Annotated in this window: 15 protein-coding genes; 12 read left to right on the plus strand and 3 right to left on the minus strand. The window is 60.6% G+C overall.

All coding sequences use genetic code 11. From position 1 onward, the window contains the following. Positions 1 to 139 precede the first annotated feature (139 nt). Entirely contained in the window at positions 140 to 385 is a 246-nt protein-coding gene (locus NKI63_RS11995; protein WP_352508465.1) for a hypothetical protein, read from the plus strand. Continuing rightward, the gene (locus tag NKI63_RS12000; protein WP_352508466.1) at positions 382 to 2,241 is read left to right on the plus strand and encodes a hypothetical protein; all 1,860 of its coding nucleotides are present in this window, start codon (positions 382 to 384) and stop codon (positions 2,239 to 2,241) included. Before NKI63_RS11995 ends, NKI63_RS12000 begins: the two co-directional genes overlap by 4 nt. A gap of 276 nt (positions 2,242 to 2,517) precedes the next feature. Here the strand turns inward: NKI63_RS12000 and ruvX are convergent, their stop codons facing one another. Continuing rightward, the gene (gene ruvX, locus NKI63_RS12005; RefSeq protein ID WP_352508467.1) at positions 2,518 to 2,994 is read right to left on the minus strand and encodes a Holliday junction resolvase RuvX; all 477 of its coding nucleotides are present in this window, start codon (positions 2,992 to 2,994) and stop codon (positions 2,518 to 2,520) included. Between the two features lie 116 nt (positions 2,995 to 3,110). Between ruvX and NKI63_RS12010 the strand changes: the two genes are divergently transcribed. The 6 genes from NKI63_RS12010 to NKI63_RS12035 all read left to right on the plus strand — a co-directional run bounded on the left by NKI63_RS12010 (position 3,111) and on the right by NKI63_RS12035 (position 7,476). Further along, positions 3,111 to 3,818, plus strand: coding sequence for a metal-dependent hydrolase (locus tag NKI63_RS12010; RefSeq protein WP_352705472.1), 708 nt, complete (start codon positions 3,111 to 3,113; stop codon positions 3,816 to 3,818). A 23-nt stretch (positions 3,819 to 3,841) separates the two neighbouring features. Continuing rightward, positions 3,842 to 4,258, plus strand: a complete 417-nt coding sequence (locus tag NKI63_RS12015; RefSeq protein WP_352705470.1) for a hypothetical protein — start codon at positions 3,842 to 3,844, stop codon at positions 4,256 to 4,258. Between the two features lie 76 nt (positions 4,259 to 4,334). Beyond that, positions 4,335 to 4,622, plus strand: coding sequence for an Asp-tRNA(Asn)/Glu-tRNA(Gln) amidotransferase subunit GatC (gene gatC / locus NKI63_RS12020; protein WP_023674910.1), 288 nt, complete (start codon positions 4,335 to 4,337; stop codon positions 4,620 to 4,622). A 7-nt stretch (positions 4,623 to 4,629) separates the two neighbouring features. After that, positions 4,630 to 5,088: a GNAT family N-acetyltransferase gene (locus NKI63_RS12025; protein ID WP_352821619.1), complete on the plus strand. Its 459-nt coding sequence runs from the start codon at positions 4,630 to 4,632 to the stop codon at positions 5,086 to 5,088. Then, positions 5,088 to 6,653, plus strand: coding sequence for an amidase (locus tag NKI63_RS12030; RefSeq protein ID WP_352821622.1), 1,566 nt, complete (start codon positions 5,088 to 5,090; stop codon positions 6,651 to 6,653). Before NKI63_RS12025 ends, NKI63_RS12030 begins: the two co-directional genes overlap by 1 nt. 28 nt (positions 6,654 to 6,681) lie before the next feature. After that, positions 6,682 to 7,476 (plus strand): YdcF family protein, encoded by a 795-nt coding sequence (locus NKI63_RS12035; protein ID WP_352751690.1) that lies wholly within the window; start codon positions 6,682 to 6,684, stop codon positions 7,474 to 7,476. On the opposite strand, the gene NKI63_RS12040 is transcribed toward NKI63_RS12035, so the two are convergent. Continuing rightward, positions 7,425 to 8,168, minus strand: coding sequence for a DUF599 domain-containing protein (locus tag NKI63_RS12040; protein ID WP_352508474.1), 744 nt, complete (start codon positions 8,166 to 8,168; stop codon positions 7,425 to 7,427). The genes NKI63_RS12035 and NKI63_RS12040 overlap by 52 nt on opposite strands. A gap of 170 nt (positions 8,169 to 8,338) precedes the next feature. On the opposite strand from NKI63_RS12040, the gene NKI63_RS12045 reads away from it, so the two are divergent. The 4 genes from NKI63_RS12045 to NKI63_RS12060 all read left to right on the plus strand — a co-directional run bounded on the left by NKI63_RS12045 (position 8,339) and on the right by NKI63_RS12060 (position 11,816). Then, positions 8,339 to 9,742, plus strand: coding sequence for an L-serine ammonia-lyase (locus tag NKI63_RS12045; RefSeq protein WP_352688313.1), 1,404 nt, complete (start codon positions 8,339 to 8,341; stop codon positions 9,740 to 9,742). A gap of 85 nt (positions 9,743 to 9,827) precedes the next feature. Continuing rightward, positions 9,828 to 10,265: a DUF1489 family protein gene (locus NKI63_RS12050; RefSeq protein ID WP_352508476.1), complete on the plus strand. Its 438-nt coding sequence runs from the start codon at positions 9,828 to 9,830 to the stop codon at positions 10,263 to 10,265. A gap of 121 nt (positions 10,266 to 10,386) precedes the next feature. Continuing rightward, the gene (locus tag NKI63_RS12055; protein ID WP_352508477.1) at positions 10,387 to 11,118 is read left to right on the plus strand and encodes a vWA domain-containing protein; all 732 of its coding nucleotides are present in this window, start codon (positions 10,387 to 10,389) and stop codon (positions 11,116 to 11,118) included. Continuing rightward, positions 11,118 to 11,816, plus strand: a complete 699-nt coding sequence (locus tag NKI63_RS12060; protein WP_254817325.1) for a DnaJ domain-containing protein — start codon at positions 11,118 to 11,120, stop codon at positions 11,814 to 11,816. The genes NKI63_RS12055 and NKI63_RS12060 overlap by 1 nt, the downstream gene beginning before the upstream one ends. A gap of 48 nt (positions 11,817 to 11,864) precedes the next feature. On the opposite strand, the gene NKI63_RS12065 is transcribed toward NKI63_RS12060, so the two are convergent. Further along, positions 11,865 to 13,253: an SPOR domain-containing protein gene (locus NKI63_RS12065; protein WP_352508478.1), complete on the minus strand. Its 1,389-nt coding sequence runs from the start codon at positions 13,251 to 13,253 to the stop codon at positions 11,865 to 11,867. Between the last annotated feature and the right edge of the window lie 125 nt (positions 13,254 to 13,378).

The raw sequence follows: 13,378 nt of genomic DNA on the forward strand, positions 1-13,378 counted from the left end.
TAGGGGTCACGCATCTCCGCCACTTAGCATTTTCCGTAATTCATGATGTGAATATCATCGTGAAATTCATGAAAATATGTTTGACTTTTGCCGAGCGTCTTGGCTATCTGATATTCATCGGATGTATGCGGAGGAAGATTTGGCAGGAAAAAATGAGAAACGTGAAAATTTTGTAAGACTGGCGGAAGGGCGTACCCAGCTTGCGCTGGACGCTATCAGGAAAATCGGCAATCTTTCGAACAGTCGAGCGTACGAATACACGGATGCTGATGTTAAAACGATCGTCAAAGCCTTGCGTGACGCGACGACGGAAATAGAGCGAAAATTCAGTTCCACCACAGGTGAGACTTTCAACAAGTTCAAGCTCAAGGGGCAACCGCAGTGAAAGCCGAACCGCTTAACATCAACGACAAACGGTTCCTTATTAATCGCCTGATTGAACAGGCGCCTGTCAGCACCCTAATTCGAGAGTTCTTCAAGAACGCAGATGAAAGCGCGGCGCTGGCACCGGTCGGAAATCGGCGCATCGAGATTTATCCTGTCGAGATCGATAGAGTGCGCAAATTAGCCTTCTGGAATACCGGTCCTGGCATGGACGGTGCGGAGCTTAAGAGGGCGACCGACCTATCCTCATCGATCGGCAAGGACATGGCTCTTGATGCCAATTTTGGGATCGGAGCCAAAGTGTCCGGACTGACGATGTCTAAGGCCGGGATCAGATATCGTTCATGCAAGAACGGCTCAGTGTCCGAAATAACCATCGGCTACGACAAGGAAGAAGGCACATATGTCCGCTTCCCTGCGATGCTGCCGGACGGCAGTTACGATACCGTCTATGACGTCACTGCGGCGGCTGTCGCCGAAGGCAGACAAACGCAATACGACTGGACCGAAGTGATTCTTTTCGGTGAAAGCGAGGATCATGACACCGTCGCGGAACCTTTGGGCAGAGGAAAATCTGTCGATCGCAGCTATGTACCAAGTACCATCTTTCGTCGCTTCGCCGCCTTCTCCGAGGGAGTTGAAGTTCGCATCGACGTCGCGATGACCAAAGGAGGCGGCAAAGATGAAACTGGCAAATACCGGCAACTCAGACCACTCGCGGACGTTCTCGATAAGCTGCCCAATAGCCAGCGCGTCCACGACGCTGACACCGGCCTGACTATCCATTACATTCACGACCCGAAGCACCCGATGTCGAGTCATTCGCTCAGTGCTCGAGCCAATCCGGCAACCTCGTCCACCACCTTCTGCGCGGTGGTGCATAAGAGCGAACGCTATGACATCAAAACCAGCAAAGCTTGGTCAGCAGCAGCACCGAAATTCGGTATCCCGTTTGGCTCGAAGGTGCTTACGGTTGAAATCGAAATCCCTGACACGATGGCGCTTTCCAACCAATATCGCGATGGGCTCATGTGGCCCAAAGACCGTGCACCACTGACCGCAGAAGACTTTGTCGACTATGTCCGGGAGTTGATGCCGGATTGGGTGAAAGATGTCATTCGATCCGAGTCACCGGAATCCGATGACAATCTGGATGACATCCAAACCGACCTCCAAAAACTTTTAGATGAGTTTCGCGTGCCTACGGTGGCGTTCAAACCTTCTAGAAACTTTAGCGCGTTGAACATGGAAAGCCACTTTGAGGGTAGCGACGCAAGCGAGCGCGTAGATATCGACCAAGATCTTCCTGGGAACACTGAATTCATCGGCCCCGATGAGCCGACTGGCCGCAGTGGTGCACGTGCTACGCAGGAAAAAGTTCGCAAAGCACCAGCCGGTTCTAAGCCCTCCAAAGCGATGCAGGCGCTGGAGCGCGTGCCCACCATCACGATCCTGTTAGACCCCGATGAGATTTCCGACAAGGGCGTAAAAGGCCGTGCTGGACGATACTACAGCGAATCTCAAACGCTCTTTGTCAATGGCCTGTACCCAATCATAGAACGTATGGCCGCCGATTTGGAACGGGAACTCGTAGGCACGGGGGAGCCCGAGGTTGTGCGATCGGAATGCCTCCGTGCAGCACGCCGATCAGCGGCGTTTCGCGTCGGGAAAGTGACTTGCTACGCCATCAGCAAGCGTCTTTCTGACGACTGGTCGGCCGACGATCTTGAAGGGGCAACATCTCCCGAATCTCTTTCAATGGCGGCGGACGATTACAAGCAAGGTCTACAAACAGCCAAAAAATTGGCGCGCGAAATGATTAAAGCTTCCAAGCTCGAAAGGGTTGATGCAGCGTGACGGGCCACTGATGTGCACGGAGGAGCCTTTTCCCGATTGCGCCAATCGCACCGCGGCAGGTAAGCGATGATGACGGCTTCAGAAGATCAATACAGAGGGCATTTCAAGATTGGCAGGTGCAATCTTCCAGACAAGTTGACAACTTGTCGGCCCTCAGTCGCGTCGAAGTCCTTTCGGAAAAATTCGTTCATATTCGCGACGAACAGATACGGGCCATCCTTGGCGTGTCGAAGGGTGGTGAAAAACTAGCGATCTGCGAAGCAATTGGTCTTGGCGTTAAGGGTTTGCAAGCAGGCTCTGAAGCCGGTCGAGAACACCCTGTAGAATGAAGGCCGCAGCTGCCGAATCGATCTTGCCGGCGCGTTTCTTGCGGGAAAAATCCATCTCGATCAACGTCCGCTCGGCCGCCACCGTCGACAGCCTCTCGTCCCAGAAGACGAAGGGCAGATCGGTCAATCCAGCCATATTGCGCACGAAAGCGCGGGATTTTTGGGCGCGCGCGCCTTCCGAGCCGTCCATATTGATGGGGAGGCCGATCACCACGGCGCCGGCATTTTCCTTCTGTAGCAGAGCGAGCAGCACTGCGGCATCGAGCGAGAATTTCCTGCGCATGATGACAGCGCGCGGGTGGGCGAAGGACAAGCCGCGATCGGAAACCGCCACGCCGATCGTCTTGTCGCCGAGGTCGAGACCGGCCAGGGTCTTGCCGCCGCCGAGCCGGGCCGGCAACTCCTCGATGGTGATGATGCCCAATGGCTTTTCCTTTGACCGCGACGCCGCACGTCCTATACGCGCAAAGCGTGCGCGGCACTTTAATTTCGCCGTCGGCGTTCTATCCTCTACCGAAGCAAAAATCGAGGAAAGCATTGATGAAACTGACCTGGTACGGACATTCGGCATTCCGAATCGACATCGAAGGCGCGAAAATCCTCATCGACCCCTATCTGGTCGGTAATCCGTCGTGGACGGGTGGGTGGGAAGGGCCGGCCGAAGGGGTCACGCACGTGTTGCTCACCCATGGCCACAGCGACCACATCAGCGGCGCCATCGAAGTGCTCAAGAAGAGCGGCGCGATGGTGGTCGCCAATTTCGAGATTTGCATGTACCTGGTCGGCAAGGGCGTCGGTAACAAGCAGATCAATCCCGGCAATATCGGCGGTACGGTCGATTGCGGCGGCTTCACCACCACCTTCGTTCAGGCTCTGCATTCATCGTCGTTTCCGGGCGAGGGCGGCGAGAATACCTATCTCGGCAATCCGGGCGGGCTTGTCCTGCACTTCCCCGAGGACAAGACCCTTTATCACATGGGCGACACCGACATCTTTTCCGACATGGCCCTGATCAACGAGTTGCATGAACCGAAGATCGGCATCGTGCCGATCGGCGATCGCTTCACCATGGGCGGCGCGGTGGCAGCCCTTGCCTGCCAGCGTTTCTTCAAGTTCGAGACGGTCGTTCCCGCTCATTTCGGCACATTTCCGATGATAGATCAGACCGCCGATAAGTTTGTGGCCGGGCTGGACGGATCGGGTGTGAAAGTGGCGTTGCCGAAGATCGGCGAGACGATTACGCTGTAGCGACAGCGAACCGGAATGACGACATGGATCTGAGAAATTCTCTTTGCATTTCCATGCTGGTTGCCGCGTCGCCGGCGCTGGCCGCCGGGGATTTCATCAACGGGGTCTATCTGCAATCGGAGGATCTCTGCGCGCAGACCAAAAAGGATACGCTGCAGACGGTGATCGAGGGCGGCAATATCGTGCTGTCGGCAAATGGGGTGGAAAGCATCGAATATAATTGTGAATTCCTGCAGATCACCAAAGCGACACGCTCACCAAGCTGGGCGGTGACCGCTATATGCCAGGAGCCGGGCTACGTCTTTCCCGATGTTCTCTCACTGACACAGATGAGCCCGAAGCAGATCGACCTGGTATCGGTTCGGCCTGCCGCCGACGAAGGCGAGCAGAGCGGTAACGGCGGCAGTTATTTCCTCTGCGACGGCGTCACGATGCCATAGGGCAGTTGTCGGCACGATGCATGTTGCGCGGCACGCGTTGCGCCGCTATAGCGCTGGTTTTCCCCGAGGCACAAACATGTCCGTTGATATAAAAACCGTGAAGCGCGTCGCGCACCTTGCCCGTATTGCGGTGAGCGAGGAGGATGCAGAGCGTATGACCGGCGAATTGAACGCCATTTTGGGCTTTGTCGAGCAGTTGAATGAGGTCGATGTTTCCGGCGTCGAGCCGATGACCTCGGTCACGCCGATGGCAATGAAAAAGCGCCAGGATGTCGTCACCGACGGCGGCAAGGCAGCTGACATCGTCGCCAACGCGCCAGCGACCGAAGAGAATTTCTTCCTTGTGCCGAAGGTCGTGGAGTAGCAGGCCGATGGCAATCGACATCGCCGCTGAGACGCCGCTGCAGGACGATGTGCGTGGGCTGGTCGAAGAGCTGAACGCCACATTGCTGGAACTGACGCCGCCGGAGCATTGCTATCATTTGACCGTCGAGCAGATGGCGGATCGCGGCACGACCGTTTTCATCGCCCGCGATAACGGCCTTGCCATCGCTTGCGGCGCACTGAAGCGCCACGATGCTGTGGTCGGCGAGGTCAAGCGGATGTATACGCGACCTTCGCATCGCGGCCGCAAGATCGGCGCGAAGATTGTCGAGCGTATCGAGGCGCTGGCGCGCCAAGAAGGGCTTAAGCGTCTGGTGCTGGAGACGGGCGACCGTCATCCCGCCGCCTGGACCGTCTACGAACGCGCCGGCTTTTCGCGCTGCGGCCCGGTACTGGATTATCCCGATTCCGAGTGGTCGGTGTTTTACGAAAAGAGCCTTGCCTGATGACCGACCTGACCCAGCTGACGATTTCGCAGGCCCGCACCAAACTGCGCTCCAGGGAGATCACTGCCACCGAAATCACCGAGGCCTATCTATCGGCGATCGAGCGAGCCAATCCGGCGCTCAATGCCTATGTCGTGGTCACCGACGACAAGGCGCGCGACATGGCCAAGGCCTCCGACGCGAAATTGGCCAAGGGCGAGGGCGGGTCGCTCGAGGGTATCCCGCTCGGCATCAAGGATTTGTTCGGCACCGAAGGCGTCCACACCCAGGCCTGCAGCCATGTGCTAGACGGCTTCATGCCGCGCTACGAATCGACGGTCACGGCCAATCTGTGGGCGGATGGCGCCGTCATGCTCGGCAAGCTCAACATGGACGAGTTCGCCATGGGCTCGTCCAACGAGACCTCGTATTATGGGCCCGTGATCAACCCGTGGCGGCGTTCGCGCCTCGACACGGTGGTGATGCCGACGACACATCAGGGCGAGGGTGGCTTCGTTTCGGCGTGCGGCACCAGGACCGCGCGCACGTTGGACAATGCCCAACTGGTGCCGGGCGGTTCGTCCGGTGGATCGGCATCAGCCGTCTCGGCCTTCCTGTGCGCAGGCGCCACCGCCACCGACACCGGCGGCTCGATCCGCCAGCCCGCCGCCTTCACTGGCACAGTCGGCATCAAGCCGACCTATGGCCGCTGCTCGCGCTGGGGGATCGTAGCGTTCGCCTCGTCGCTCGACCAGGCCGGGCCGATCGCGCGCGACGTCCGCGATGCCGCGATCCTGTTGAAGTCGATGGCTTCGGTCGACCCGAAGGACACGACGTCCGTCGACCTGCCGGTGCCGGACTACGAGGCGGCGATCGGCCGCCCGATCAAGGGCATGAAGGTCGGCATCCCCAAGGAATATAGAGTCGACGGCATGCCCGCGGAGATCGAGGCGCTGTGGCAGAAAGGCATTGCCTGGCTGCGGGATGCCGGCGCCGAGATCGTCGATATCTCGCTGCCGCACACCAAATACGCGCTGCCGGCCTATTACATCGTGGCGCCTGCCGAAGCCTCGTCCAACCTCGCCCGTTACGACGGGGTCCGCTATGGGTTGCGCGTGCCCGGCAAGGACATTGTCGACATGTATGAAAAGACCCGCGCCGCCGGCTTCGGGCGCGAGGTCAAGCGCCGCATCATGATCGGCACCTATGTGCTTTCCGCCGGCTACTACGATGCCTACTATCTACAGGCGCAGAAGGTTCGAACCCTGATCAAGCGCGACTTCGAAAATGTGTTCGCCGCAGGCGTCGACGTCATCCTGACGCCGGCAACGCCTTCCGCCGCCTTCGGCATCGCCGACGAGGACATGGCCGCCGACCCGGTCAAGATGTATCTCAACGACATTTTTACGGTGACAGTGAACATGGCCGGCCTGCCCGGCATAGCGGTTCCGGCTGGGCTCGACGCCAAGGGGCTGCCGCTCGGCCTGCAGCTGATCGGCCGGCCCTTCGACGAGGAAACGCTGTTCCAGACCGCCCATGTCATCGAACAGGCGGCCGGCACATTTCAGCCGGATAAATGGTGGTAGGATCGTTTCTCATCTGAGGGGGTGAGGGATGTTCTTCTATGTCTCCAAGATTCTCTGGTTCTTCGTTCAGCCGTTGAATCTCGCGATCTTCCTGCTGCTGGCGGGGCTGGTCGCGGCGATGTTCGGCCGGCGGCGATTGGCGGCCGTTGGCAGCACTCTTGCCTTCCTCATCCTTGTTGTTGCGACATGGAGCCCGCTCGGCCCCATGATGCTAAATCCGCTGGAGGAGCGCTTCCCCAGGCCGCCGCTGCCGGAAAAGGTCGACGGTATCATAGTGCTTGGCGGCAGTCTGGATGGTGCCGTCAATCTGGTGCGTGGCGGCTATGAAATGAACTCCAGTGGCGACCGGATGGTCGAGGCGGCCGTGCTGGCGCGGCGGTTTCCGACAGCGAAAGTCGTTATCTCCGGTGGCAGCATCGAAATCTTCCGCGGAGGCGAAGGCGATGCAGATACCGCACCGCGTCTTTTTGCCGCTCTCGGCGTGGCGGCCGATCGGCTGATCCTCGAGAGCAAATCCCGCAACACCTACGAGAACGCTGTCTTTACCAGGGAACTGGTGATGCCGAAACCAGGCGAGACCTGGTTGCTGGTGACCTCGGCCTTCCACATGCCACGCGCCAAGGCGCTGTTCGACAAAGCCGGCTTTTCGACCATTCCGTGGCCAGTCGACTATCGCACCTCCGGTAGGGAAGGCATCGCCACGTTCCCCTATCCCGGCGACTGGCTGGAGGTCACCACTGTTGCGATCCGCGAATGGATAGGGCTCACCGCCTACTGGCTGTCGGGCCGCATCGATCGGCCTTTTCCCGGGCCGGGCGGCTGACCGAGCACCGCCTGCCGCGCCGCCGAGAAAAACTGGCGGCGCACCAGCACCGCCAGCAGCAGCAGCGTCGAAAGCACGAAAACGGCGGGATCGACGAACCAGCCAAGATAGCCAATCGAGAAGAACACGCCGCGCAGGCCCGAATTGAAATGCTTCCCGGCCAGCATGTTCATGCGCGCCGCACGCCAGACTGCCGTTTCGGTGACCGGATTGCGCGACGCCTCGCCATGCGGAATCGGCACGGCGCCGATCAGGATCGAGCAATAGTTGAACAGCCGGTAAGCCCAGCCGAACTTGAAGAAGGAAAAGGCCAGGATCAGCACCAGGCCGAACACCTTCGTCTGGAACGCCGCGCGTGAGGACGTGGCGCCAAGCGGCAGGTCACTCAGCACGGTCAGAACCTGGTCGGAGGCGCCGAGCAAAGCAAAACAGCCGCCGATCGCAATCAGCGAACTGGAGGCAAAGAAGGCGGTTCCCTGCTGCAGGCCGCTCATGATGGCGGTGTCGACGATGCGGATCTCGCGCTCGGCCATGGTCCGCATCCAGGCCTCGCGCTGCGCGTTCATCGCCCTCGTCAGCGAGACGCGGCTGACCAGCATTCCGTCCGCGGCGAGCGTATGCAGCACCCACGCGGCAAGGAAGAACCCCAGCGCCGCAAGGTCGGCCATCGATAGATGAAAGGAATCGCTCATGCGTTGCTTTTACCACAGGCGGAGGGGACGCTTCGATGGCCGAAGCTGGAATGTCGCTGCCGGAGCAAACAAGGTCGGCAGGTGCAGCGCCGCAATCTTCAAAACAGCGGACAACACCATGGGAATTCCTATATGTAGACCTCAACAAGGTCCCAGGAGAAAACGCCCACGTGTTCCTTTCGGTTTTCGACCTGTTCAAGATCGGCATCGGCCCATCGAGTTCGCACACGATGGGGCCGATGACGGCTGCACGGCGGTTTCTCGACGAGATTGCGGGAGACGACTGGCCGCGCCCGGCCGGCGCCAAGGTCGACCGGATCGCGGCCAGCCTGCATGGCTCGCTCGCCTATACCGGCATCGGCCATGGCTCCGATCGTGCCGTGGTGCTCGGCCTCGCCGGCCAGACGCCGCAGACGGTGGATCCCGACCAGGCGGACGGCATCGTCGCTCGCATCGCCGCCGAGAAGCGGATCTCGCCGCCCGGCCATCCGTCCTATCGTTTCGACCCGGCAATGGATCTGGTGCTGGATCGCAAGACGCCGCTGCCGGGTCACGCCAATGGCATGGCCTTCTCTGCCTATGACGCCGGCGACCGGTTGCTGCTGAGGCGCGTCTATTATTCGATCGGCGGCGGCTTCGTAGTGTCCGAGGAGGAACTGCAGCGGATGAAAGCAAGGGGCTCGGCGACAACCGAAGGCAAGAAGGTTCCGTATCCGTTCAAGAACGCCGTCGAAATGCTGTCCATGGCAGCGAAAAGCGGGCTTTCCATTGCCGAGATGAAGCGCGTCAACGAGGAGACGCAGATGTCGCGCGAGGAGCTCGACGCCGGCCTCGACGGCATCTGGAGCGCCATGAAGGGCTGCATCGAGCGCGGCCTGTCGCAAGGCGGCATCATGCCGGGCGGACTCAAGGTGCGCCGCCGTGCCCGGATGCTGCACGACAAGCTGCAGGAGCAATGGCAGCAGAACCGGCCCAACCCGCTGCTCGCCAACGACTGGCTGTCGATCTATGCGATGGCGGTCAATGAGGAGAACGCCGCCGGCGGCCGTGTCGTCACCGCGCCAACCAATGGGGCGGCCGGCACTCTGCCCGCAGTGCTGCGCTACTGGTTGCATTTCCATCCAGAAGCCGACCAGCCCAGCATACGCGATTTCCTGCTGACGGCGGCGGCCGTCGGCGGCATCATCAAAACCAATGCTTCGATCTCGGGGGCGGAAGTCGGCTGCCAGGGCGAGGTCGGTTCGGCTTCGGCAATGGCTGCGGCGGGATTGTGCGCCGTCATGGGCGGCACGCCCGAGCAGGTCGAGAACGCTGCCGAGATCGCGTTGGAACATCATCTCGGCATGACCTGCGATCCGGTCGGCGGGCTGGTGCAGGTGCCGTGTATCGAGCGCAATGCGCTTGGTGCCGTCAAGGCGGTGACCGCCGCTTCGCTGGCCATCAAGGGCGACGGCGTTCATTTCGTGCCGCTCGATGCCGCGATCGAGACGATGCGCCAGACCGGCCTCGACATGAACGAAAAGTACAAGGAAACCAGCCTTGGCGGATTGGCAGTCAATGTCGTGGAGTGCTGAGAGCCAATCTGGTGGCCTGGACCACCACTGTGGAGAAGTCGATCAGGCCGTTGACGCGTTCGCGTGCTGGACTAAACCTTAAACGATGTCTCTCAATCTCATAAAGCTTTGCGTCGGCTGTGACAGCGTCGAGGATCTGGAAGAGTGGATTGCCTTCCGTCTCGACGAGCGGCGCCGCGCCGGCGAACCGGCCGAGCACTACCACACCACCCGCATGGTGCCGACACGCGGCGTCGAGATTACCGACGGCGGCTCGCTCTACTGGGTGATCAAGGGCAATGTCCAATGCCGCCAGCTGATCACCGAAATCCGCCCCTTCACCGATGACGAGGGCATCGGCCGTTGCCATCTGATCCTCGATCCCGACGTCGTGCGCACTGACTGGCAACCGCGCCGTGCATTCCAGGGATGGCGCTACCTGAAGCAGGCGGACGCGCCGGCCGATCTCGGCAAGGGCAAAGCCGGGCTGATCGAGATGCCGCCGAAGCTCAGGCGAGAGCTTGCCGATCTCGGCCTGCTCTGACGCCGAGAACCGCAACGCCAAGACCGCCAGCCGAAGTGCTTGTCCGCAATTGCATCATCGGTCCTCCAGGTCGCCTCATCTGGGCTTGCAAGCCGGGGAACAACGCCACATCTTGAATGTCATGAGCGACAAGAAGCAGCCCGTGCCTGCAAGGGCCAATCCTGCACCGGTCGAGTCTCAATCGAGCACCGGCGAGATCGACGCGTTTCTCCGTCAGGCAAGGACGCTCGCTGCATCCGCCACCGGGTCAGGCAGGCTGATCCTGTCCCTCGACGCGACGATGAGCCGCCAGCCGACCTGGGATCTCGCCTGTGCGCTGCAGGCCGAGATGTTCGACGCCGTCGGCAAGGCCGGGGCGCTCAAGGTTCAACTTGTCTATTTTCGCGGCCTTGGCGAGTGCCGCTCCTCCGCATTCGTCACCGATACCGAAGCTCTGAAGCAGCTGATGACGCGCATCGACTGCCGCAGCGGCCATACCCAGATCGGCAAGGTGCTCGCCCATGCCCTGAAACAGACGGCGGCGGCCAAGGTCAACGCGCTGGTCTATATCGGCGACGCGATGGAAGAAAACATAGATGATCTGGCCGAAAAGGCCGGCAGCCTCGGTCTGCACGGCGTTCCTGTCTTCGTCTTTCAGGAGGGCGATGATGCCGCCGCGGAAAAGGCGTTCAAGGAGATTGCGCGGCTGTCGAAAGGGGCCTGGTTCCGCTTCGATCGGCGGGCTGCCGCAACCTTGGCCGGCCTGCTTTCGTCCGTCGCCGTGTTTGCGACCGGCGGGCTGAAAGCACTGGAGGCCCGGGGCAGACCGGAAGACCGGCTGATGATCGAGCATATGCGGGGCGGCGGAAACTGATGAGCGCAATTATCGCTTTTGTAGCGTTGCTTCTAGTGCTTCTCGGCATGCTCACCATCTTCCTGCGCGCCGATGCGGCGAAGCTTGCAGGCGGCATGAGAACGCTTGGACCTGTACTGCTCGGGCTGGTCGGCGTCGCCGTGCTGCTGGTCGGGCGCGAGGGCATCGGCGGCTTGATCCTGTCGGTTGCGCTCGCCTGGTACGGCTCCATGCGCATGAATCGGCCGGCGGCAAAACTGGCACAAGGCAAGCGTTCGACAGTTCGTACCGCGGCGCTTGAAATGGAACTCGATCACGATACCGGCGGCCTCGAAGGCCTCGTGCTGGCCGGGCGCCATGAAGGCAAGATGCTTGGCTCGATGGGGCGTGCCGAATTGCAGCAACTCTATCGCGAACTCTCCGGCGATCCGGAGAGCCGCCAATTGCTAGAGACGTATCTTGACGGCAGATTTCCCATCTGGCGCAAAGACGCTGATGCGAATGACGGCGAAGGGCTGGGTGTTGCGCCAGGTTCTGGCGCCATGACTAAGGAGGAGGCCTACAAGATCCTTGGTCTTGAAGCGGGGGCTGCCGCGGCGGATGTCCGCAAGGCGCACCGCCGCCTGATGCAGCGCCTGCACCCCGATATCGGTGGCACGTCTTTCCTGGCGGCGCGGATCAATGAAGCCAAGGACGTCTTGCTCTCCAATCACAACTAGTCTCCTTCGACGCAGAACTTTCGGGAAAGATATCGTTTCGCGCGCCGCTTACTGCTGGACGGCGTAGCACTCGATCTTCTTCTTTTTCAAAGCGTTGCAGGCCTTCCAGGCAGCGGTCTTCGAACCGAAACCACCGAACCGGGCGCGGTAGTAGGTGACGCCGTCCTTGTCGAAGGCGACGGTGAAACCGGAGGCATCGGCCAGAACGGAGGGTGCCTGCTTCGTCGCCTTGTCGAGGAAAGCCTTCGCTTCGGCCTGTTTTGGCGACGAGGCGACCTGTATTGCCCAGCCGGATGGCACCGAGGCCGTGCTGACCGGATCGACCTCTGCCGCCGGTTCGGCATAGGCTGCGGCGACCCGGGCTGTCGCCACGTCGTCCACGGTCGCCGCGGCCGTCGTCTTGACCCTCTTGGCCTGAACGACCGGAGTGGTTTCTTCAACGACGGGCGCATTTTCCTCGACAAGGGAGGCAACGGCATCGTCGTTCGGCTTACTGTCCGGTGTCGGCGCGTCATGGTTCGGTAGAAATACCTTGGCCAAGGCTGAAATCGGATTGCCACCGCCAGCCTTGGCAATCAGCACGCCGCCGCCGCTCGACGAGGCCTTCGGCATGTAGGCATTGATCAACCCGGCCATCTGGCTGTCGCGGCTGCCGCCGGATCTGCCGCCCATGACCACCGCTACGATCCGCCGATCGCCATCCGAGACCGAGGAGACCAGATTGTAACCGGAGGCGCGGGTGTAACCGGTCTTGATGCCGTCGACGCCCTTGATGCGTCCGAGCAGACGGTTATGGCCGTTGATGCGCTGCCGCCCATAAAGAAAGGAGCGCTGCGAGAAATAGCCGTAATATTGCGGAAAATGCTCTCTCAGGGCGATGCCGAGCATCGCCATGTCGCGCGCGGTTGTGAACTGGCCGGGATCAGGCAAGCCGTTGGCGTTGCGGAAAACGGTTCCCCTCATGCCCAGCGCCCGCGCCTTGGCGGTCATCATGCGGGCGAAATTGGCTTCATTGCCGCCGAGCATCTCGCCAAGCGCCGTTGCGGAATCGTTTGCCGATTTGGTCACCATCGACAGGATCGCGGTCTCGACCGTGACCGAGCTGCCGCGCTTGACGCCTAGCTTCGTCGGCGGCTCGGCAGCGGCATTGGCCGAGAACACGACCGGGGAATTCTTGCTGATCCTGCCCTTCGCCAATGCCTCGAACGTCAGATAAAGCGTCATCATCTTGGTAAGCGAAGCCGGATAGCGCCGGCCATCGGCATCCGACGAATAAAGCACCTTGCCGGTCTTGGCATCGATGACGATGGCCGCCGACTTGGCCGCCATGGATGAAGCCGCGTCCGCGACGACGAAGCTCATCGCCATAGCGAGGATCATGATCGTTTTGAGGGGGGACGCGGATTTGGAAACGAAGCCCGACAACGCCTTACGCACTGATAGTTCCTTTGAATTTCCGTTGCCTTGGAGGCGGCAAAGGGGTCCTGCCTCACCTTCGGCCACGCTAACGCGGGCAGCGTTACCAATCCGTTTATGGTAACCGCCGCGTTCACCATTTTCTG

This window comes from Mesorhizobium sp. M0410, assembly GCF_040321435.1.
In the GTDB taxonomy this organism is placed as follows: Bacteria; Pseudomonadota; Alphaproteobacteria; order Rhizobiales; family Rhizobiaceae; genus Mesorhizobium.

Coding starts and splice junctions, on each gene's coding strand:
- NKI63_RS12010 (WP_352705472.1), top strand. CDS start 3,111: ATGAAACTGACCTGGTACGGACATTCGGCATTCCGAATCGACATCGAA.
- NKI63_RS12015 (WP_352705470.1), top strand. CDS start 3,842: ATGGATCTGAGAAATTCTCTTTGCATTTCCATGCTGGTTGCCGCGTCG.
- gatC (WP_023674910.1), top strand. CDS start 4,335: ATGTCCGTTGATATAAAAACCGTGAAGCGCGTCGCGCACCTTGCCCGT.
- NKI63_RS12025 (WP_352821619.1), top strand. CDS start 4,630: ATGGCAATCGACATCGCCGCTGAGACGCCGCTGCAGGACGATGTGCGT.
- NKI63_RS12030 (WP_352821622.1), top strand. CDS start 5,088: ATGACCGACCTGACCCAGCTGACGATTTCGCAGGCCCGCACCAAACTG.
- NKI63_RS12035 (WP_352751690.1), top strand. CDS start 6,682: ATGTTCTTCTATGTCTCCAAGATTCTCTGGTTCTTCGTTCAGCCGTTG.
- NKI63_RS12040 (WP_352508474.1), bottom strand. CDS start 8,168: ATGAGCGATTCCTTTCATCTATCGATGGCCGACCTTGCGGCGCTGGGG.
- NKI63_RS12050 (WP_352508476.1), top strand. CDS start 9,828: ATGTCTCTCAATCTCATAAAGCTTTGCGTCGGCTGTGACAGCGTCGAG.
- NKI63_RS12055 (WP_352508477.1), top strand. CDS start 10,387: ATGAGCGACAAGAAGCAGCCCGTGCCTGCAAGGGCCAATCCTGCACCG.
- NKI63_RS12060 (WP_254817325.1), top strand. CDS start 11,118: ATGAGCGCAATTATCGCTTTTGTAGCGTTGCTTCTAGTGCTTCTCGGC.